Genomic DNA, 19,955 nt, shown 5'->3' with positions numbered 1-19,955 from the left:
TCACGTGCGGACGCGCAGCGGCGCCAGGCACGCGTCGGCGGCGCTGCGGAGCCGCTCGGGTGGGACCCCGTCGCGCACCTGCGTGGAGATGCCGAGCAGGAACGTGTGGACGAGGGTGGCGATCGCGTCGGCGTCGAGGTCGCCGGTCAACTCGCCCGAGCTCTGACCGCGCCGGACGCAGTCGGTGATCCGGTCCCGGTCGGCCTGCCTGCGCCGGGCTGCCGCGGTGCGGGCGGCGGCGCCCTCGTCGGTGTCGGCGCCGACCGTGGCCGACAGCGCCACGAGGCAGCCGAGCGGGTGTGCGGGATCGCTCTGCATCGCGATCGAGGCGTACAGCATGCGCCGGAGGGCCTCGGCGGCGCTGAGGTCCGGGTCGGTGACCAGGTCGGTGACCCGGCCGGGGCCCTTCACGTAGTGCTCGACCGCGCGCTCGAACAGCTCGCTCTTCGAGCCGAACGCCCCGTACAGGCTGGCCGAGGACAGCCCGGTGGCCTCTCGTAGCTGAGCGAGGGTGGCCGCGTCGTAGCCGTGCTGCCAGAAGACGGTCATCGCGGCATCCAGGACGGCGTCCTCGTCGAACTTCCGCGGCCGGCCCGCTGTGGCCATGAACACCCCTTTCGGATCGTCTGATCCATATTGACATGCCGCGCAGCCGGCGGCTAGATATGGATCGTTCGTTCCGAAATAGGTGTCGAGGAGTCCCGTGCCCAGCCGAGTCGTCGATCCAGCCCGCCAGTCACCGCCGACCCACGGGCGACTGCCCACGGCAGCGCTCACGCTGATGGCCCTCACGGGCTTCATCGTGATCATGACCGAGACCCTGCCCGCGGGCCTGCTGCCGCAGCTGAGCGCCGACTTCGCGGTCAGCGAGGGCACCGCGGGCCAACTGGTCAGCGCCTACGCGCTGGGCACCGTCCTCGCGGCGATCCCCGCGATCGCGCTGACCCAGGGGGTGTCCCGCAAGCGGCTGCTCGTCGTCGGCCTGCTCGGCTTCCTGATCGCGAACGCCCTCACCGCGCTCGCCCCGTCGCTCGTGGTGGCGCTGGCGGCGCGGTTCGTCGGCGGCGCGTTCTCCGGGCTGCTGTGGGGGATGCTCGCCGGGTACGCGCGCCGCATCGTGGCTCCCGAGCACGCGGGACGCGCCCTGGCGATCGCGATGACGGGCACGCCGGTGGCGCTGTCGATCGGCACCCCGCTGGGTGCGTGGCTCGGCTCGGTCGTCGGGTGGAGGTGGGCGTTCCTCTGTGTGTCCGCCCTCACTGCCGTCGTGATCGTCGCGGTGCTGCCGATCGTGCCCGACGCGCGGGGCGGGCGGTCGGGCGATCGGCCCCGGCTGCACCGGGTGGCGATGATCCCCGGGGTGGCGGCCGTGCTGGCCGTGGTGTTCACCTGGATGCTCGCCCACAACCTGCTCTACGTCTACATCGCGCCGCTCCTCTCCTCGGCGGGGCTCGGGCTGCGGCCGGACGTGGCCCTGTTCGCCTTCGGGGTCGCCGCGCTGGTGGGGATCTGGATCACCGGCGTGCTGATCGACCGTGCCCTGCGCGCGTTGACGTTGTGCAGCGTCGCGGCGTTCGTCGTGGCCGCGACGGTGCTCACGGTCGCGGCGGGGTCGCTGCCCGCGACGGTGGGCGCGATCCTCGCGTGGGGCGTCGCCTTCGGCGGTGCGGCCACCCACCTGCAGACGGCCAGCGCGAACGCCGCGGGACGCAGCGCGGACGTCGCCAACGCGATGCTGACCACCGTGTTCAACGCCGCGATCTTCGCCGCCGGCGCGGTCGGGGCGGTCATCGTCGACGGCATCGGTGCCCAGGCAGTCCCCGTGGCGACCGGTGTCCTCTCCGTGATCGCCTTCCTCGTCGTCGCATCGGCCCGCAGGAACGGCTTCCCCGCCACCGCGCGCCCGTGACCCCGTTGGTTGCACCTCCTGCACCTTGCGTTGTGCGCGGCCGCGTTCTCCCCGCACGCTCGGGCGCATGACCAACCTCGCCGCGAACCTCGTCGCGACCGCCCGAGAGCACGGGGACCGCACCGCGGTGAAGCTCGACGACCACGTGCTGACCTACGCGCAGCTGCACGCCAACGCGGCGGCCGTGGCGGGGGACCTGCGCGAGCGCGGCGTCGGGCCGGGTGACCGGGTCGGGCTGGTGCTGCCCAACGTGCCCGCGTTCCCGGTGTTGTTCTACGGCGCGATGCTGGCGGGCGCCGTGGTGGTGCCGATGAACCCGCTGCTCAAGACCCGGGAGGTCGGGTACTACATCCGCGACTCGGGCATGTCGCTGGTCTACGGCTGGGACCGCTCGGGCGACGTGGTGCCCGAGGCGGCGCGGGCCGCCGGGATCCCAGGTGTCGTGGTGCCCGCGACCGGGCCGACGGAGCTGGACGGCAGGCCCGCGCCCGATCCGGTCGACCGGGCCGACGGCGACACCGCCGTGATCCTCTACACCTCCGGCACCACCGGTGAGCCCAAGGGCGCCGAGCTCACCCACCACAACCTGGACTCGAACGCCCGTGCCACCGCCGAGACGCTGATCGAGGTCACCGCTGCCGACGTGGTCATGGGGTGCCTGCCGCTGTTCCACGTGTTCGGGCTGACCTGCGGCCTCAACGCCGCCGTCGTCGCCGGGTCCGCGCTGACCCTGGTGCCGCGGTTCGACCCGGCCACGGCGCTGCGGGTCGTCGCGCGTGACCGGGTGACCGTGTTCGAGGGCGTGCCGACGATGTACGCCGCGATGCTGCACAGCCCGGACGCCGGGGGAGCGGACACGTCGTCCCTGCGCACGTGCATCACCGGCGGCGCGGCGATGCCGGTGGAGGTCCTGAAGGGCTTCGAGGCGCGGTTCGGCTGCACGGTGCTCGAGGGGTACGGGCTGTCGGAGACCGCGCCGGTCGTGTCGTTCAACCATCCCGGGCACCCGCGCAAGCCGGGCACCATCGGCTTCGCGGTGCGCGGGTGCCAGATGCGCGTGGTCGACGACGAGGGCCACGACGTACCCGACGGCGAGCCGGGCGAGATCGCGGTGCGCGGCGAGAACGTGATGAAGGGCTACTGGAACCGCCCCGAGGCCACCGCCGCCGCCATCCCGGACGGCTGGTTCCGCACCGGCGACATCGCCACCCGCGACGCCGAGGGCTACCACACCATCGTCGACCGCAAGAAGGACCTGATCATCCGCGGCGGCTACAACGTCTACCCGCGCGAGGTCGAGGAGGTGCTCTACGAGCACCCCGCCGTGGCCGAGGCCGCCGTGATCGGGTTCGCGCACGCCGAGCTCGGCGAGGAGATCGGCGCGGCCGTCGCGCTCAAGCCCGGCGCCCGCGCCGACGCCGCCGAGCTGACGGACTTCGTGCGGCAGCGGCTGGCCGCCTACAAGTACCCGCGCGCGGTCTGGCTGGTCGACGCCCTGCCCAAGGGGCCCACGGGCAAGATCCTCCGGCGCGACGTGCGCCCGCCCGTCACGTCCGGGCCGACCTGACCCGCGCGGGTGATCTCTTCCATCCGATAGTGAAAACGGTTATCGTCTCGCTCGCACTGCGTGATCGTCGGGCGAGGGGTGTGGAAGCTGATCGTGGGCACGTTGCGGATCTTCGGTGCGCTGCCGGTGGCGGTCCGGTTGCTGCTGGTCAACCAGCTCGCCGGCAACACCGCCTTCTACATGCTGATCCCTTTCCTCGCCGACTACCTCCTCGACGACATCGGGCTGTCCGCGGTCACCGTCGGCGTGGTGCTGGGGGTGCGCAACTTCAGCCAGCAGGGCCTGTACCTGGTCGGCGGGTCCACCGCCGACCGGCTCGGGACGCGCGGTGTGATCGTGGTCGGGCTGGCCGTGCGGGCGGTGGGTTTCGCGTTGTTCGCCGCGGGCGGGTCGCTCGCGGTCGTCCTGCTCGCCGCCGTGTGCACCGGGTTCGCCGGCGCGCTGTTCAACCCGGCGGTGCGCGCGCACATCGCGCACGACTCCGGGACACACAGGGCCGAGGCGTTCGCCCTGTTCAACGTGTTCGGCAACGTCGGGTCGACGCTCGGCCCGCTGCTGGGGATCGCGATGGTGGCGCTCGGTTTCCGGATCACCGCCGTCGCCGCGGCGGGGATCTTCGCCGTGCTGGCCATCGGCCAGCTGCTGGTGCTCCCGTCGCGGCCGGTCGAGCGCGCGACCACCAGCGTGCTGGGCGACCTCGGAGAGCTCGTCGCGAACCGGGCGTTCTGGGCCTTCGCGGTGGCGCTCGTGGGCATGTTCGCGCTGCAGAGCCAGATCTACTTCGTGCTGACGCTGCAGGCGCAGCAGGCCGCCGGACCCGCAGGCGCCGCCCCGGCGGTGGCGGCGCTCTTCATCGCCGAGACCGTCGTCAGCATCCTGTTCCAGGTCCGCGTGACCAGGTTGTGCGGGGCGGTGGCCCGGGGTCGGGCGATGGCGCTGGGCCTCTCGGTGATGGGGTCGGCCTTCCTGGTGCCCCCGCTCGGGGTCCTGCTGGTGCCGCCGGTCCCGGCGGCGCAGCTCGCGACGGTGGTCGTCGCGGCCACCGTGCTGGCGTTCGGGGTGATGATCGCCCAGCCGTTCGTGAACGAGCTGATCCCCGCCTTCGGGCCCGCGCGCCTGACCGGCACCTACTTCGGGGCGTTCTACCTGCTCGCCGGCCTCACCACGGTGACCCTCACACCGCTCCTCGGCGCGGTGGTCGACGCGGGCGGCGACGCGCTGGCGTGGGGCCCGGGGCTGCTGTGCGCGGCGGTGGCCCTGGGCTCCGCCGCGGCGATCCTGCGCCTGCACCGGCGCGGTGCCGTGCCCACGCCCGTCGTGGCGGGGTGAGGGCGCACATGATCTCGGCGCACGACATCTCGTTCAGCTACGGGGAGACCCTGGTGCTCTCCGACGCCGCGCTGGTGGCCCGCTCCGGGGAGACGGTCGGGTTGATCGGCCCGAACGGCTCGGGCAAGACGACGCTGCTGCGCGTGCTCCACGGGGCCATCCGCCCGGAGACCGCCACGATCAGCCTCGACGGCACGCCGCTGCGGGAGTTCTCGGGCCGGCAACTGGCCCGCCGGATCGCCGTGGTCGCGCAGGAGAACCCGTCGGAGATCCCGATGACCGTGGCCGACATGGTGCTGCTGGGCCGCTCCCCGCTGCAGACGTCGTTCCAGCGCTACACCGCGGCCGACCACCGCGCCGCCGCCGCGGCGCTGCGCAGGGTCGGTGCCCGCGGCCTCGCCGACCGCGAGTTCCGGTCGCTGTCCGGAGGGGAACGGCAGCGGGTCCTCATCGCCCGTGCCCTCGCCCAGGAGGCCGACCACCTCCTGCTCGACGAACCGACCAACCACCTCGACGTCCGGTACCAACACGAGGTCCTGGGCCTGGTCCGCGCGCTGGACCTCACCACGGTCGTGGTGCTGCACGACCTGAACCTCGCCGCCCGCTACTGCGACCGGCTGGTGCTGCTCCACCGCGGCAAGGTCGTGGCGGCGGGCGATCCCGGCGAGGTCCTCACCCCGGAGGTGCTGGAACCGGTCTACGACGTCGCGGTCCGCCGGTTCGTCGAGCTCGGCGCCGTCCAGCTCGTGTTCGGCCCGCACCCGGATCCCCGCTCGGCGGGCGTGGTGGCGCGGTGACCGCCGTCGAACCGCGGACCGCGGGCGCGGACCCCGAGCCGCTCGACGACCTCGACCACGCCCGCCGCCGCAGGCACGTCTCGATGTGGGTGGGTGGGCTGACCGCGGCGCTGCTCGTCCTCCTCCCCGTCGCCGTCGGCCTGGGGCCGGTCGCCGTCGCGCCCGGGACCGTCGCGGGCATCGTCGGGCACCATCTCGTCGGGTGGCCGCACGACCCGACGTGGTCCGCGGCGGAGGACACCATCGTCTGGCTGGTCCGGGTGCCCCGGGTGCTCTTGGGCGCGCTGGTCGGGGCCGCCCTCGCGGTGGGCGGGGTGGCGCTGCAGGCGATGGTGCGCAACGTCCTGGCCGACCCCCACCTCCTGGGCGTGACGTCGGGGGCCTCCACCGGCGCCGCGGCGTCGATCCTGTTCGGGGTGGGCGTGGGAGCGGGCACCGCCGCCCTCACCGCCAGCGCGTTCATCGGCGCGCTCGCCGCCACCGCCGTCCTGTTCGTCGTGGCGCGGCAGGGCGGCCGGATCACCGCGATCCGGTTGCTGCTCGCCGGGGTGACCATCGGCTACGTCCTCTCGGCCGCGACGAGCTTCCTGATCTTCGCGTCGGACTCGCCGGAAGGGGCCCGCGCGGTGGTGTTCTGGCTGCTCGGGTCGCTCAGCTCGGCCCAGTGGCCCGCCCTCGTGAGCACCGCGCCCACGGTGGTCGCCGGCCTGGGCGTGCTGCTGCTGATGGCGAACCGGCTCGACGCGCTGGCCATCGGCGACGACACGGCCCGCACCCTCGGCGTGGCCCCCGCCCGGCTGCGGGCGCAGGCGCTCGTGGTGGTCGCCCTCTGCGTCGGGGCCGTGGTCGCCGTGTCCGGGGCGATCGGGTTCGTCGGGCTGGTCGTGCCGCACGTCGCCCGGCTGTGCGTCGGCGGAGCGCACCGGCGCGTCATCCCCGTCGCCGCGCTCCTCGGCGCCCTGTTCCTCCTCGCCGCCGACGTCGTCGCCCGCACCGCCTTCGCACCCCGGGAGCTCCCCCTCGGCATCGTCACCGCGGTCGTCGGAGCGCCGCTGCTGCTCCTGCTCGTCCGCCGCCTCCAGGCCACGCCCTGACCCCGACAGAACACGGAAGCAGACCCACGCATGCGCCTCAACCCCACGACCGCCCCGACGGTCCTCGCCGCCGCCGTCCTGCTCGCCGCCTGCGGCACGGTGGCCGCGACCCCCGCCACGGACGACGGCCCACGGGACGGGTTCCCGATGACGATCTCCAGCTGCGGCCGGGAGGTGACGTTCGACGAGCCCCCAGGCCGCGTGGTCACCGTCGGTTCCGTGGCCGCACCGCTCGTGGCGGCAGCGGGGGCTGCCGACCGGATCGTCGTGCGGACCTTCGAGACCGCCTCGTTCCCCGGTGAGTACGCGCCGGAGCTGGACGGCGTCGAGGTCGTCGCCCCGACCGTCGAGCTGGCCCGGGAGGAGATCATCAGCCGCATCCCGGACCTCGTGATCAGCTACGAGGGCGCGGCCACCGGCGCGGACGAGCTCGCCGGGGTCGGGATCGACCTGCTGGTCAGCCGCGGTTACTGCCAGGACGCGGCCGGTGACCTCGAGGACGTCTTCGCCGACGTCGAGCTCTACGGGCGGCTCTTCGGCACCGCCGAGGCCGCCGCGGCCGAGGTGGCATCGCTGCGGCAGCGGGTGGCCGCGGTGGGGGAGCGGTTCCCGCCCGCCGCCACCGCCCGGCGGGCGGCCGCCCTCATCCTCTCCCGCGACGGCGGCGGCCTCTCCGCCTACGGCGCGACCAGCACCGTCGACGAGCAGATGCGCATCCTCGGGCTGGCGAACGTGTTCAGCGACGTGCCCCGGCGCAACTTCGAGGTGAACCTCGAGACGCTCGTGGCCCAGGACCCGCAGGTGCTGATCCTGCTCACCCAGGGCGACCAGACGCCCGAGAGCGCCCGCCAGGCGCTGCGGCAGCGGCCCGAGCTCGGCGCCGTCACCGCCATCCGCACCGGCGCGGTCATCGCCGTGCCGTTCGGCTACACCGGGCCCGGCCCCGTCGCGGTCGAGGGCCTGGAGGTGCTCGCGGACGAGCTCGCGGCCCTCGGCTGATCCGCGCGGCCGACGGTCGTCACCGGGAGACCGGCCGGCGCGCGATCAGGTCGGTGGGGTCGCGCCGGCCCGTGGGCGGGACCGGCCAGCCGCGGCCCACACGCAGCACCGCCTGCGGCGCCCGGGTGCCGCCGATGAGGTGGCGCAGCTCGTCGCGGGTCCGCGGCACCTCGACGACGTGCGACAGGAACGAGGTGGCCAGACCCTCCGCGGTGGCGGTGAGCAGCACCCGCTGCAGCGCCTGTCCCGCCTGGACGTCGGCCGCGGGCCCGGTGCCGTGAGCGCCGAGCACCACGATGAACGGGTCGGGCTCGAAGTCCTTGCCCGGCACGCGCCTGGGGCGGTTGCCGCCGGTGAAGTCGCGCAGCACCCACCGGTCGTGCGGCTCGGCGGGTGTGCCCGCGGCCGCGGGCACGCCGTCGGTCGCGTCGTCGGCTCGGCCCGTCCACCGGGCGAACTCGGCCCGGAAGGCGGGATCGTCCACCTGGGCGCGGTGGGCGCGGGCGGCGATCTCCCGCAGCGCCGTGCGCTGCCCGGGTTCGTCCAGCACGTGCAGCCAGCCGTCCTCCTCGAGCGCCGCCCGGTGCAGGGCCGCCTGTGCGGGCTCGGGCACCGGTTCGTCGGTGAACGGGTGCCGGTTGGTCCGGCGCCGGGGCACCGCGCGGAGCAGGCGTTCCTGCTCGGGGGTGGGCGGCGTGCGCCCGCCGTGGCGGACCGTGGCGATCAGCTCCGGCCGGTCGTGGTCGGGCAGCACGGTGACCAGCGGGCGGACGCCGTAGCCGTGCAGGGCGAGGCGCAGGTTGAACAGGGCGGCGCCGCACCCGATGCGCAGCTCGCGGTCGTCGGGGTCCGCCGCCGGGAGCCTGCGCTCCGGGTCGGCGTGCAGCTCGATGACGTCCCGGTCGAGGCGCAGCCGCCACGGCTGCGCGTTGTGCAGCGACGGTGCCCTCCCCACCGTGACGAGGAGCGACTCGACCTGCTCGGGTCGGAGGCCGAAGGCCTCGGGGATGTCGGGCATCGCGGTCACGTCCGCCACGTTCGCCCCGGCGCCCCGCGGCGCGCCACGGGCGAACGGCCCCTCGGGCCACGGCCCTCGGACGGGGGTTGCTCATCGGCCAGCGAGCGGACGAGATCGGTGACGGTGGCGATCCCGACCGGCCGCCCCTCGTCGACGACGAGCACCGCGTCGAGTCCCTCGTCGCGCATGCACCGCGCGACGTCGGAGCGCCGGGCCGTGGCCGGCACCGTCGGAGCCGGGCGGACGAGGGGGCCCACCGTTCCCCGGGACCGGTCGGCCGGGACGCCGGCGGCCAGCAGGTCGTCGACGACGTCGGTCTCGAGGAGCAGCCCCAGGCAGCGCTTGCCGTCGAACACCGGGAGGTGCCGGACCCGGCCCGCGGCCATCAGGCGCAGCGCGGTGGAGAGGTCCACGTCGGCGGTGATCCCGACGACCCTGCGGCTCATCAGGGTGGTGACCAGCGGGTCGTCGTCGCGCACCTCCGGCGGCGCGGCCGGGCACGGGCGCTCGGTCCTCGGATCCGGTGTCGTCATCGCGCCTCCCCTCGGCGGGACGGCGCCAGCGTTCCGGGCGTGCGCGGCGGCGGGCAGGGGCGGACGGCCCCCCGTGCCCCGCCGGAGGTCACGGCGCGTGGCGGCCGCCGGACCCGCGGGGTCGGGACCGGCGCCACTGCCGCCGCGCGGTGCCGGCGGGCGAACCTCGGGAGCACGAACCCGAGGAGGAACGAGGATGAGCACACCACAGCGGGGACGCCCGGTCGTCGTCGGCGTGGACGGGTCGGAGCCGGCCCGGCGCGCCGTGCGCTGGGCGGCGCAGGAGGCCGTGCGGCGGCGGGTGCCGCTGCGGGTCGTGACGGCGTTCGAGTGGCTGCGCGGGCAGCCGATCGGCTACGTCGGGATGGGCGACAGCTACCGGGAGATCATGCTCGGCGTGAGCCGCAGGCACCTGGCCGAGGCGGCGCAGCTCGCCGAGCAGGAGCAGCCCGAACTCGAGGTGCAGTCGCAGCTGGTCGTGGGGTTCCCGATCGCGGTGCTCACCGACGAGGCGCGGCGCGCCCAGCTGGTGGTGATCGGTGACCGCGGGCTCGGCGGGGTGACCGGTCTGCTGCTCGGCTCGGTCGCCGTGGCGCTCGGCGCGCACGCCGAGTGCCCGGTGGTGGTCGTGCGCGGTGACGCCGAGACGCCCGACCCGGAGGCGCCGGTCGTGGTCGGCGTGGACGGGTCGCCCACGAGCGAGGCGGCGCTCGCCTTCGCCTATGAGGCGGCGGCGGTGCGCAACGTCCCGCTGGTGGCGGTGCACACGTGGTGGGACCTGCTGGTCGATCCGGCGGTGGCGCCGCTCCTGGACTGGGACGCGATCGAGGACGGCGAACGGCAGCTCCTGGCCGAGCGGCTGGCGGGGTGGGCGGAGAAGTTCCCGGACGTGCCGGTGCGGCGCGTCGTCACGCGGGACCACGCCGCCCACGCGCTCGTGGAGCAGTCGCTGCGCGCGCAACTGGTCGTGGTCGGCTCCCGCGGCCGGGGCAGCATCGCGGGCCTCGTGCTCGGTTCGGTGAGCCACGCCGTGCTGCACCGCGCGCACTGCCCGGTGGCCGTCGTGCGCGCGGAGACCACGAGCGCGGGATGACCCGATGAGGTGACGGATGTAGGGAATTCCCGGAAGCCGGTGGCCTGCGGCCCGCGTCAACCTCGGTACCCCGAACTGTGGAAGGGGATTGCCGATGAGCGGTCAGGGAGAGCCGGCGCGGGTGATCGCGGAGCTGGCGCACGGTGGGCACGCCGTGCGCGACCTCCACGACGACGAGAGGGAGATGATCGCCGAGCAGGGCACGGCGACCCCGCTGAGCGCGGTGGTGCAGGCGGAGCCGGCCGTGGCGGCGGAGGTCGCCACCACGCGGTTCGACTACCTGTTCCGCCGGTTCGCGGACGAGTTCCCGCAGCACCACCTGCCGAACGACGACCCGGACGCCGTGGTCGACGCGCTCACGACGCTGGGCCGGGCGATGGTGGAGCAGGACCCGGCCGGGGACGACGGCAACTCCCCGATCCCGCCCATCTTCACCTACTGGGGCCAGTTCCTCGATCACGACCTCACCGCGAACACCGACCGGGACAGCGAGGTCTCCGACATCACCCGGCGGCCACTCGTGCCGCTCGACCCGAAGGTGGTCACCGAGAAGCTCGCGAACCTGCGGCACCCGTCGCTCAACCTCGACTCCGTCTACGGTGACGGCCCGTTCGCGGTGACCGACCCGGCCGCCGAGGAGTTCGTCCCCTACGACGGCATCAAGTTCCGGCTCGGCCGGGCCGCGGTCGGACCGGACATCCCCGGCGTGCGCATCCCGCCCATCCACGACCTGGCGCGCGACCTGCCCCGCAACGCCGCGCGCACGGCGCTGATCGGCGACCACCGCAACGACGAGAACCTGGTGGTGGCCCAGCTCCACGTCGCGTTCCTGCGGTTCCACAACGAGGCCGTGGACTGGGTGCGGGCCAACGAGCCGGACCGGGTGAGCGACGGTGAGGTCTTCCTGCGCGCCCGCGATCTGTTGCGCTGGACCTTCCAGTGGGTCGTGGTCCACGACTTCCTGCGCACGGTCACCGCGGACCTGGTGGTGGACCAGGTCCTCACGGCCGACCAGGACCGCCTGCAGCTCCCGACGCGGGGGCTGTACATGCCCCTGGAGTTCTCGGTGGCGGCCTACCGGTTCGGCCACAGCATGGTGCGGGGCGCCTACGACTGGAACCGGAACTTCGGGCGGCCGGGCAACGTGATCGCCAACGCGCCGTTCGCCCTGCTCTTCCGGTTCACCGGCAAGGCCCGCCCGCCGTTCGGCGACGAGAACCTGGAATCGCTGCCGTTCAACTGGATCGCCGAGTGGGACCGCATGGTCGATCCGAACAGCCCGTTGGCCGACCGGTTCGCCCGCCGCATCGACACGGTGCTGGCCCCGCCGCTGCACGACATGGCCAACGAGATCGGCGGCCTGCCGCCGGAGACACCGGACGAGATCGAGGAGGTGCTGAAGCGGCTCGCCGTGCGCAACCTGCTGCGCGGCTACCTGCTCGCCATGCCGACGGGCCAGGCGGTGGCCGGTACCCTGGGGGTCGCGCCGCTCACCGAGGAGGAGCTCACCAGCGGCGACCCCGGCGTGGCCCAGGCCCTGCGGGACGGCGGGTTCGTCGAGCGGACGCCGCTGTGGTTCTACGTGCTCAAGGAGTCCGAGGTCCGCGCCCGCGGCAACACGCTGGGCGAGGTCGGCAGCCGGATCGTCGCCGAGACGATCATCGCCCAGCTCCGCCACGACCCCGGCTCGTTCCTGCACCAGGCGAGCTGGAGCCCGGCCCAGGGCGTGCGGTTGCGTGACGGCAGCCCGGTCCGGTCGATCGCCGACTTCCTGCGGTTCGCCGGCGTGCTCGCCTGACCGGGCGACCTGGAGGTATCACGCGCGGGTCCCTCCCGCTCCTCGCCCCGTGGGGATCGGGGGGCACCGCGCTCTCCCGCCCTCGGTGGCGGTGCGCGTTAACGCTGCGTGTGTCCGCGGCGACCACGCGTGCAACGCCCCCGAGGAACGGGAGCCGCGCATGCGCGTCACCGCACCAGCTCCACCGTCCTTGGTCGGTCGCGTCCGCGAGCGCGAGGTGCTGTCCTCCGTCGTGGCCGGGAACGGCCGGGGTGCACGCGCGGTGGTGGTCGCGGGCGAGGCGGGGATCGGTCGCACCAGCCTGCTCGCGTCGGTGGCGACGAGCGCTGAGCGCCGCACCGTCTGGATCCGGGGCGGCGAGGCCGAGTCCGGGTTGCCCTACGCGGCCGCGGTCGACCTGCTGGTGCCGTTGTGGCGCTACACCGAGCACCTCCCGGTCGCGCGCCAGGTGGCGGTCGAGACGGTGCTCGCGCTCCGCCCGGGCGTCGTGGACCCGCTGGCGGCGTGCGTGGCCGTGCTCGACGTGCTCACCGCCGCGGCGGCCGATGCCCCGCTCCTCATCGTCGTCGACGACCTGCAGTGGGTCGACCCGGAGTCCCGGCGGATCCTGCTGTACGCCGCGCGGCGGCTGTCCCTCCCGTCGGCGGCGGTGCTGTTCTCCTACCGCGACCAGCCGGGCGGGCGTCTCACGGCCGATCTGCCGGAGCTGCGGCTGGAGGGGCTGGACCAGACCGAGTGCCACGAGCTCGTCGCGGCGCTGCCGGTGGAGGTGTCGCCGCAGGTCGAGGAGCAGATCGCGGCGCAGACCGGCGGCAACCCGTCGGCCGTGATCGAGACGGTCACCGCCACGCCCGCGCACCTGCTGGCCGGCCCGGCCGAGGCCTTCCCGGGCTCCCGGCCGGGGCCCGCGCTCCAGCACGCCTGGTCGGCGGCGGTGGAATCGCTGCCGGAGGCCACCCGGATGGCCCTCGCCGTGCTCGCGACCATCGGTCCGGCGCAGCTGGAGGAGCTCGAGCCGGTCCTCGCGGCGCTGGGGGCCGAGCTGTCCGACCTCGACGCGGCCGAGCAGGCGGGCCTGCTGCGCACGCGGCACGGCACGGTGTCGCTGCGCCACCCGTTGCTGCCGGCTGCCGTCATCGCGTGCACGCCGCCCGCCGCGCGCCGCCGCGTCGTGCTCGCGCTCGCCGTGCACGTCGACGGGGACCTGCGGTCGTGGTCGCGGGCCGTGGCCCTGACCGGGGCGGACGACGCGATCGCCGACGGGCTCGACGACGCGACCGCGACCGCGCGCAGCCGCGGGGGCCACCTGGCCGCCGGGCGCGTCGGGGAGCAGGCAGCGGCGCTGACCTCGGACCCGGGGCGGCGGGCGGCACGGCTGCACGCTGCGGCCGTGGACGCCCTGCTGGGCGGCGCGGCCGAGCAGGCCCGCCGGTGGTGCGACGACGGGCTCGCCCTGCAACCCGACCCCGGTCCGGCGGCCGACCTCGCGCTGGTCCGCGGGCGCGCCCACGCCTGGCTCGGTCATCCCGCGCACGCGGCCGACGACCTCGTGCGCGCCGCCGACGCGGTCCGGGGCGCCGATGCGGGCCGGGCGGCACGCCTCTACGCGGAGGCGGCGCCGGCGTTCGGGATCGTCGGCCGGATCGCGGAGGGGGTACGGGCCGCGGAGTGCGCAGCGGCGCAGCCGGGCGCTCCCGAGCGGTTCTCCGTGGCGGTGGCCGCGGCGTCCGCGCTGCTGCAGGCCGGCCGGACGGCGCAGGCGCGCGACCGCGCGGTGGTGGCGGAGCGGCTCGCACCCGCCGCCGACCCCCGGGGTCACGGCCACCACCTGGTGCTGCTCGCGCAGGTGCTCGCCCGGCTGGAACGCCCGGTCGCAGCCCAGGGGCTGCTCGGCGCCGTGCTCGACGCCACCCGGCGGGCCGGGGTGTCCGCGGTGCAGGCCTTCGCGCTGGTGGCGCGGGCGGATCTGGACCTGTCCCGGGGCGAGTGGGCGGCCGCGCGCGCGGACCTCGTCGAGGGCCTGCGCCGTGCGGAGGAGCTCGGGCAGGTCCCGGTCATCGGGCTCGCCCTGGTCGCACTCGCCCGGCTGGACGCCGTGTGCGGCGGCCCCGAGGAGGCCCGGCGCTGGGCCGAGCGCGCCCGGGAGGAGGTCGGGCCCTACGGCATCGCGAGCCTGCGGGTGGCCGTCCCCGCCGCACTCGGCCTCGCCGCGCTGACCGCCGGGGACCCCGAGGCCGCCGTCACCCAGCTCGACCAGGCGTCGCGCGCCGCGAGCGCGCAGGGGCTGGGGGCCGTGCCTGTGGCCACGCTCGCCGCCGACCTGGCGGAGGCGCAGATCAGGCGTGGCGAACCGAGCCGCGCGGAGGAGGCGCTCGCCCGCCTCGACGAGGCCGCCGAGGACGGTCTCGCCCAGCCCGCCGCGGCGGCGGCCCGGTGCCGGGGCATGCTCGCCGAGGACCTCGAGACCGCGCAGGGCCACTTCGCCGACGCCCGCTCCTGGCACGGCGCGCACCCCGTGCCGTTCGAGCGGGCGCGCACCCTCCTGTGCGAGGGCGAGGTGCTGCGGCGGCTGCGCCGCCCCGCGTTGGCCCGTCCGGTTCTGCGGGAGGCGGGCGCGCTGTTCACCGAGCTCGGAGCGGCGCCCTGGGCCGTCCGCTCGGCGGCCGAGGTCGCGGCCGCGGGCGGCAGCGGGCGGGGCCGGGGCGCAGCCGGGCCGGGGCGGGCGGGCGCCGCGTACGCCCGGCGGCTCAGCGCCCAGGAACTGCAGGTCGCCACCCGCGTGGCGGAGGGCCGCAACAACGCCGAGGTGGCGGCCGCCCTGTTCGTTTCCCGCAAAACGGTCGAGGCCCACCTCACCCGGATCTACCGCAAGCTCGGTGTGCGCTCGCGCACCGAGCTGGTGCGCCTGCTCGCACCCGTGCTCGAACCGGACCGGGCCGCCGACCCGGCGGAACTCAGCTCCCCGCCGGTCTGACGGCCGGGTAGAGCATCGAGGTGGCCACCGCCGTCGGGGAGCGTGTGGTGACGGTGCTTTCGATCGTGGCCGCGCAGTCCCGCAGGTGCGGCAGGATGACGTTCACCAGCGCGTCCTCGTCGACCTGACCGGTGTGGGTGCCCACGGTGAGCGCCGCGACGACCGCGCCGGTGGCGTCGTGCACCGGCACCGCGACGCTCCGCACTCCCACCTCCAGTTCCTGGTCGTAGCCGGATCGTCATGACGCGGCGGACCGCCGCCCGGGCGCGGGCCGCTCGGCAAGATCGCCGTTGACCTGGTCGGCTGAGCCGGTTCCCACCCCGTCGCCGGGCGCGCATAGGTTGGGAGCCGTGAAGGCGATGCTGTTGGAGAACATCCACCCCGTGGCGGCCGAGGCGTTCCGCCGCGCCGGCTTCGAGGTCGACCTGCGCTCGCGATCGTTGAGCGAGGAGGAGCTCGTCGCGGAGCTCCCCGGCGTGTCGGTGCTCGGGATCCGCTCCAACACCACGATCACGCCCGCGGTGCTCGACGCGGCCAAGGACCTCCTGGCGGTGGGGTGCTTCTGCATCGGCACCAACCAGGTGGACCTGAACGCCGCGGCCGAGCGCGGCGTCGCCGTCTTCAACGCGCCGTACTCCAACACCCGCAGCGTCGTCGAGCTCGTGATGGGCGAGATCGTGGCGCTCGCCCGCAGGCTCACCGAGAAGACCCAGCGGATGCACGAGGGGGTGTGGGACAAGTCGGCGAAGGGCAGCCACGAGGTCCGCCGGCGCACGCTCGGCATCGTCGGCTACGGCAACATCGGCACCCAGCTGTCCACCATCGCCGAGGCCTTCGGCATGCGGGTGATCTTCTACGACACCGCCGACCGCCTGGCGCACGGCAACGCCACCCGGGTCGGGTCGCTGGAGCAGCTGCTGGCCGAGTCGGACGTGGTGAGCATCCACGTCGACGGCAGGCCGGGCAACGCGGGGCTCTTCGGCGCCGAGCAGTTCGCGATGATGAAGCCCGGTGCCGCGTTCATCAACGCCTCGCGCGGGATGGTGGTCGACGAGATCGCCCTGCGCGACCACATCCGGTCCGGGCACCTGTCCGGCGCCGCCATCGACGTGTTCCCGCTCGAGCCGAAGGCCCAGGGCGACCCGTTCGACTCGCCGCTGCGTGGCCTCGACAACGTGATCCTCACCCCGCACGTCGGCGGCTCCACGCAGGAGGCGCAGGAGGGGATCGGCCATTTCGTGTCGGACAAGCTGCTCCGGTTCGTCGGCGCGGGCAGCACGGCGCTCTCGGTCAACATGCCGCAGGTGGCCGCGCCGCAGCCGCAGGGCAAGTTCCGGATGGCGTACCTGCACCAGAACTCGCCCGGGGTGCTGGCCGAGATCAACCGGCTGCTCGCCGACGCCCGGGTGAACGTGGTCGGCCAGTCGCTCTCGACCCGCGGCGAGCACGGGTACGTCCTTACCGACACCGACGCCGTGCTGTCGGACGACACGCTGTCGGCGCTGCGCCGGTCGCCGCAGACGATCTGGCTGCGCACCTGGCAGCTCTGAGGGCCATCGGGGCCGGGGGTCAGACGACCACGACCCGCCGTCCGCGGGTGTGCCCGGCGCGGCTGTCGGCGTGCGCCGCCGCCGCGCCGGCGAGCGCGTAGGACGCCGAGACCGGGATGTGCAGCGCGCCGCGGGCGATGAGGTCGGCGGCTGCGGCGAGCGCGTCCGGCATGCTCCCGGCCTCGTTCGAGAACCGGACGCCGAACTCCGGGGCACGCGGGTCGGCGATGGAGATCACCTTCTGCGGGTCGCCGGTCAGCTCGACGAGCTCGCGGAGCACCCCCGATCCGGCGAGGTCGAGCGCGGCGTCGACCCGGCCCAGCTGCCGCACCCGGTCGACCCAGCCCTCGCCGTAGGTCGTGGCGAGGGCACCCAGGCCGCGCAGGTAGTCCTGGTTGGCGGCGCCTGCGGTGCCGATCACCGCGATGCCGCGGTGGCGGGCGATCTGCAGCACGGCCGAACCGACGCCCCCGGAGGCGCCGCTGACGAGCAGCGTCTGCCCGGCCTGCACGCCGACCTGCCCGAGGATCCGCAGCGCGGTCTCCACCACGGACGGGTAGCCGGCCGCCTCGTCGAACGGGAGCCCCGCGGGCATGCGGGCCCATGCCCGCAGCACGGCGAACTCGGCGTAGGTGTTCGTGCCCTCGCCGAACACGGGGTCACCGACCTCCACGCCGGTCACGCCCTCGCCGACCTCGTCCACCACACCGGCGGCGTCGATCCCGACCCCGGCGGGCAGCTCGACCGGGTGGATCTGCTGGAACTGGCCTTCCCGGATCCGCCAGTCCACCGGGTTCACGCCCGCCGCCCGCACGGCGATGCGCACCTGGCCCGGACCTGCGTGCGGCTCCTCGGCGTCGACCAGCTCCAGGACCTCGGGCCCGCCGAACTCGGTGAAGCTCACCATCTTCATGCTGCCGACCGTAATGCTAACGGTTAGTGTTTTGCAACGGTTATGACTTTGTGCTTGGTAGCATCAGCCGGTGACCGAGCCGATCGGGCGCCGCGAGCGCAAGAAGGCCGCCACGCGGCAGAAGATCGCCGACGCGGCGCTGCGGCTCTTCCGGGAGCGCGGGTTCGACGCGGTGGGCATCCGCGACGTGGCCGCCGAGGCCGACGTGGCCGTCACCACGGTCTTCTCGCACTTCGCCTCGAAGGAGGCCCTGGTCTTCGACCAGGACCGCGACTTCGAGCAGGGGCTCGTGCGGGCGGTCTCCGAACGGGCGCCGCAGGAGGGCCTCGTGTCTGCGTTGCACCGCGAGTTGCGGGCGCAGGTGCGCCACTGCACCTCGGACGACGCGCGTCCGGCGGGGAGCATCATCGAGGCCTCGCCCGCCCTGCAGGAGTACGAGAAGGCGATGCGGCTGCGGCACGCCGACTCGCTGGCCGCGGCCGTGGCGGGGGAGCTGGGTCTCGCGGAGCCCTCGACGGCCTGCCGAGCGCTCGCGCGGTTCGTGGTGGACGCCTTCCAGCTGGCCCGGGAGGCGCCCGATCCGGACGCTGCGCTCGACGAGGTCTTCCGGATGATCGAGTCGGCCTGGGCGGCTCAGGCCGCCGCGCGGGAGCCGATCGGCCGGCGGCGCAGCGCGGCGTCGTCGAGTGCGGGCGGCCGGTAGGCCTGGTCGAGGGTGCCGATGTCGGTGCCCGGCGCGACGATCTCGTCGATCCGGTCGAGCACGTCGTCGGTGAGGGTGACGTCCAGGCCGGCGAGCAGGTCGTCGAGCTGCTGCTCGGTGCGCGGGCCGAGCAGGGCGCACGTGACGCCGGGGTGGGCGATGGTGAACGCCATCGCGAGGTGGGCCATGGGGAGGCCGGCCTCGGCGGCGAGGGGCACGAGCTTCTCCACCGTCGCGAGCCGGTGGTCGTCGGTGAGGTGGCGGAACAGGCCGGCGCGGGTGAGGTCGTTGTGGTCGCGGCGGACGCGGCCGGTGAGCAGCCCCTGCCCGAGCGGGCCCCACACCAGCGTGCCCATGCCGAACCGCTGGGCGGTGGGCAGGACCTCGCGTTCGATCCCGCGGTTGAGGATCGAGTACGCCACCTGCTCGGTGCGGAACCGGGCGAGGCCGCGCCGTTCCGCCACCCACTGGGCCTCGACGATGTCGGACGCCGGCATCCCGGAGGTGCCGATCGCGCGGACCTTGCCGCTGCGGAGCAGGTCGGTGAGCGCCGCGAGGGTCTCTTCGACCTCGGCGTCGGGGTCGGGGCGGTGCAGCTGGTAGAGGTCGATGTGGTCGGTGCGCAGCCGGCGCAGCGAGTTCTCCACGGCGGTCACGATCCAGCGCCGCGAGGCGCCGCGGTGGTTCGGGTCCTGTCCGGTCGGGCGGCCGAACTTGGTGGCGAGTACGACGTCGTCGCGGCGGCCGGCGAGCGCCCTGCCGAGCACCTCCTCGGAGTCGCCGTATGCGTCGGCGGTGTCGACGAGGTTGATGCCGGCGTCGAGCGCCTTGTGGACGATCCGCGCCGAGTCCGCGGGATCGTTGCCCATGGCGGTGGCGAGGTTGAGCGTGCCGAGTGCGTACGGGCTGACGGTGATGCCGGTCCGGCCCAGGGTGCGGTACTGCACGGGATGCCTGCCTTCGTGCTGGTCGGGTATCTTAAGCGGAAAGACTTTCCAGAACTATACGGAAGAGCTTTCCGGTTGAGCAAGCGAGGTGATGCCCGGTGACCGACGGCCCCGTACCGCGACGCCGCCGCGCCGATGCGCGCCGCAACGTCGACGCCCTGATCGAGGCCGCGCGCAAGGTCTTCGACACCTCCGGCGTGGACGCCCCGGCGAAGGAGATCACCGACCTGGCCGGGGTCGGGGTCGGCACCCTGTACCGGCACTTCCCGCAGCGCTCCGACCTGGTGAAAGCCGTGGTCGAGACCGGGATCGACGAGGTGGCCGACGCCGGCCCGGCGCTGGCAGGCGCCTACGGCCCGGGGGAGGCGCTCACCCGCTGGATCGACCGCTACACCGAGCTGCTCGGCACGAAGCGCGGGCTCGCCTCGGCGCTGCACTCGGGCGACCCCGCGTTCGCCGGGCTGCCCGGCTACTTCATGCAACGGCTCGGCCCCACCCTCGCGGCCCTGCTCGAGGCCGCCGTGACCGAGGGGGCGCTCCGCGACGACGTGGGGGCCGAGGATCTCCTGCACGCCGTGGCCCAGCTGTGCCAGCCGGTGCCCGGGCGCGGACCCGAGCACGGGCGGAGGATGGCCCGGCTGCTGGTCGACGGCCTGCGCCGGGTGGACGGGCCGGGTCCACCGGGACGGAGGCCGGAACCGCCGATCGCCCGAGGCGCGGGTTCCTCTTAG

General features: G+C 74.7%; 18 protein-coding genes. 12 read left to right on the top strand and 6 right to left on the bottom strand.

The genetic code is table 11. From position 1 onward, the window contains the following. Positions 1-606, bottom strand: a complete 606-nt coding sequence (locus ACFPL3_RS26000; RefSeq protein WP_343941464.1) for a TetR/AcrR family transcriptional regulator — start codon at positions 604-606, stop codon at positions 1-3. Positions 607-703: 97 nt separating this feature from the next. On the opposite strand from ACFPL3_RS26000, the gene ACFPL3_RS25995 reads away from it, so the two are divergent. From ACFPL3_RS25995 to ACFPL3_RS25970, 6 genes are all read left to right on the top strand, one after another. Then, a complete protein-coding gene (locus tag ACFPL3_RS25995) occupies positions 704-1,909 on the top strand; it encodes an MFS transporter (RefSeq protein ID WP_343941463.1) in 1,206 nt (401 codons plus the stop codon). 67 nt (positions 1,910-1,976) lie between these two features. Further along, positions 1,977-3,476: a long-chain-fatty-acid--CoA ligase gene (locus tag ACFPL3_RS25990; protein ID WP_343941462.1), complete on the top strand. Its 1,500-nt coding sequence runs from the start codon at positions 1,977-1,979 to the stop codon at positions 3,474-3,476. A 60-nt stretch (positions 3,477-3,536) separates the two neighbouring features. Continuing rightward, positions 3,537-4,805, top strand: coding sequence for an MFS transporter (locus tag ACFPL3_RS25985; RefSeq protein WP_343941461.1), 1,269 nt, complete (start codon positions 3,537-3,539; stop codon positions 4,803-4,805). Between the two features lie 8 nt (positions 4,806-4,813). Beyond that, positions 4,814-5,602, top strand: coding sequence for an ABC transporter ATP-binding protein (locus tag ACFPL3_RS25980; protein ID WP_343941460.1), 789 nt, complete (start codon positions 4,814-4,816; stop codon positions 5,600-5,602). After that, positions 5,599-6,696, top strand: coding sequence for a FecCD family ABC transporter permease (locus ACFPL3_RS25975; RefSeq protein ID WP_343941459.1), 1,098 nt, complete (start codon positions 5,599-5,601; stop codon positions 6,694-6,696). Before ACFPL3_RS25980 ends, ACFPL3_RS25975 begins: the two co-directional genes overlap by 4 nt. A 30-nt stretch (positions 6,697-6,726) precedes the next feature. Next, complete coding sequence (locus tag ACFPL3_RS25970; RefSeq protein ID WP_343941458.1) at positions 6,727-7,695, top strand: ABC transporter substrate-binding protein; 969 nt, start codon at positions 6,727-6,729, stop codon at positions 7,693-7,695. A 19-nt stretch (positions 7,696-7,714) separates the two neighbouring features. Here the strand turns inward: ACFPL3_RS25970 and ACFPL3_RS25965 are convergent, their stop codons facing one another. Both ACFPL3_RS25965 and ACFPL3_RS25960 read right to left on the bottom strand, forming a co-directional pair. Further along, the gene (locus ACFPL3_RS25965; RefSeq protein ID WP_343941508.1) at positions 7,715-8,713 is read right to left on the bottom strand and encodes an Acg family FMN-binding oxidoreductase; all 999 of its coding nucleotides are present in this window, start codon (positions 8,711-8,713) and stop codon (positions 7,715-7,717) included. A gap of 5 nt (positions 8,714-8,718) precedes the next feature. Further along, on the bottom strand, positions 8,719-9,246 hold the full coding sequence (locus tag ACFPL3_RS25960; RefSeq protein WP_343941457.1) for a CBS domain-containing protein: 528 nt from the start codon (positions 9,244-9,246) through the stop codon (positions 8,719-8,721). Positions 9,247-9,442: 196 nt separating this feature from the next. On the opposite strand from ACFPL3_RS25960, the gene ACFPL3_RS25955 reads away from it, so the two are divergent. From ACFPL3_RS25955 to ACFPL3_RS25945, 3 genes are all read left to right on the top strand, one after another. Further along, positions 9,443-10,339: a universal stress protein gene (locus ACFPL3_RS25955; RefSeq protein WP_343947047.1), complete on the top strand. Its 897-nt coding sequence runs from the start codon at positions 9,443-9,445 to the stop codon at positions 10,337-10,339. 94 nt (positions 10,340-10,433) lie between these two features. Next, positions 10,434-12,137: a peroxidase family protein gene (locus ACFPL3_RS25950; RefSeq protein ID WP_343947048.1), complete on the top strand. Its 1,704-nt coding sequence runs from the start codon at positions 10,434-10,436 to the stop codon at positions 12,135-12,137. A gap of 160 nt (positions 12,138-12,297) precedes the next feature. Then, a complete protein-coding gene (locus tag ACFPL3_RS25945; RefSeq protein WP_379589688.1) occupies positions 12,298-15,111 on the top strand; it encodes a helix-turn-helix transcriptional regulator in 2,814 nt (937 codons plus the stop codon). On the opposite strand, the gene ACFPL3_RS25940 is transcribed toward ACFPL3_RS25945, so the two are convergent. After that, entirely contained in the window at positions 15,092-15,328 is a 237-nt protein-coding gene (locus ACFPL3_RS25940; protein ID WP_343945591.1) for an IclR family transcriptional regulator domain-containing protein, read from the bottom strand. The two genes, ACFPL3_RS25945 and ACFPL3_RS25940, sit on opposite strands and share 20 nt — an antisense overlap. A 142-nt stretch (positions 15,329-15,470) precedes the next feature. Here ACFPL3_RS25940 and serA point away from each other — a divergent pair, with 142 nt between their 5' ends. Further along, entirely contained in the window at positions 15,471-16,661 is a 1,191-nt protein-coding gene (serA, locus tag ACFPL3_RS25935; protein ID WP_343945590.1) for a phosphoglycerate dehydrogenase, read from the top strand. A gap of 19 nt (positions 16,662-16,680) precedes the next feature. Here serA and ACFPL3_RS25930 read toward each other — a convergent pair whose 3' ends face one another. Further along, a complete protein-coding gene (locus ACFPL3_RS25930; RefSeq protein ID WP_343945585.1) occupies positions 16,681-17,574 on the bottom strand; it encodes an NADP-dependent oxidoreductase in 894 nt (297 codons plus the stop codon). A 70-nt stretch (positions 17,575-17,644) separates the two neighbouring features. On the opposite strand from ACFPL3_RS25930, the gene ACFPL3_RS25925 reads away from it, so the two are divergent. Continuing rightward, complete coding sequence (locus ACFPL3_RS25925) at positions 17,645-18,277, top strand: TetR/AcrR family transcriptional regulator (RefSeq protein ID WP_343945584.1); 633 nt, start codon at positions 17,645-17,647, stop codon at positions 18,275-18,277. Here ACFPL3_RS25925 and ACFPL3_RS25920 read toward each other — a convergent pair. Continuing rightward, positions 18,208-19,224 (bottom strand): aldo/keto reductase, encoded by a 1,017-nt coding sequence (locus ACFPL3_RS25920; RefSeq protein WP_343945583.1) that lies wholly within the window; start codon positions 19,222-19,224, stop codon positions 18,208-18,210. The genes ACFPL3_RS25925 and ACFPL3_RS25920 overlap by 70 nt on opposite strands. Before the next feature lie 98 nt (positions 19,225-19,322). Here ACFPL3_RS25920 and ACFPL3_RS25915 point away from each other — a divergent pair, with 98 nt between their 5' ends. Further along, complete coding sequence (locus ACFPL3_RS25915; protein WP_343945582.1) at positions 19,323-19,955, top strand: TetR/AcrR family transcriptional regulator; 633 nt, start codon at positions 19,323-19,325, stop codon at positions 19,953-19,955.

Source organism: Pseudonocardia zijingensis, from assembly GCF_042657305.1.
In the GTDB taxonomy this organism is placed as follows: domain Bacteria; phylum Actinomycetota; class Actinomycetes; order Mycobacteriales; family Pseudonocardiaceae; genus Pseudonocardia; species Pseudonocardia zijingensis.
The sequence above is the reverse complement of the archived record's forward strand: the minus strand, read 5'-3'. Positions and strand labels throughout refer to the sequence as shown.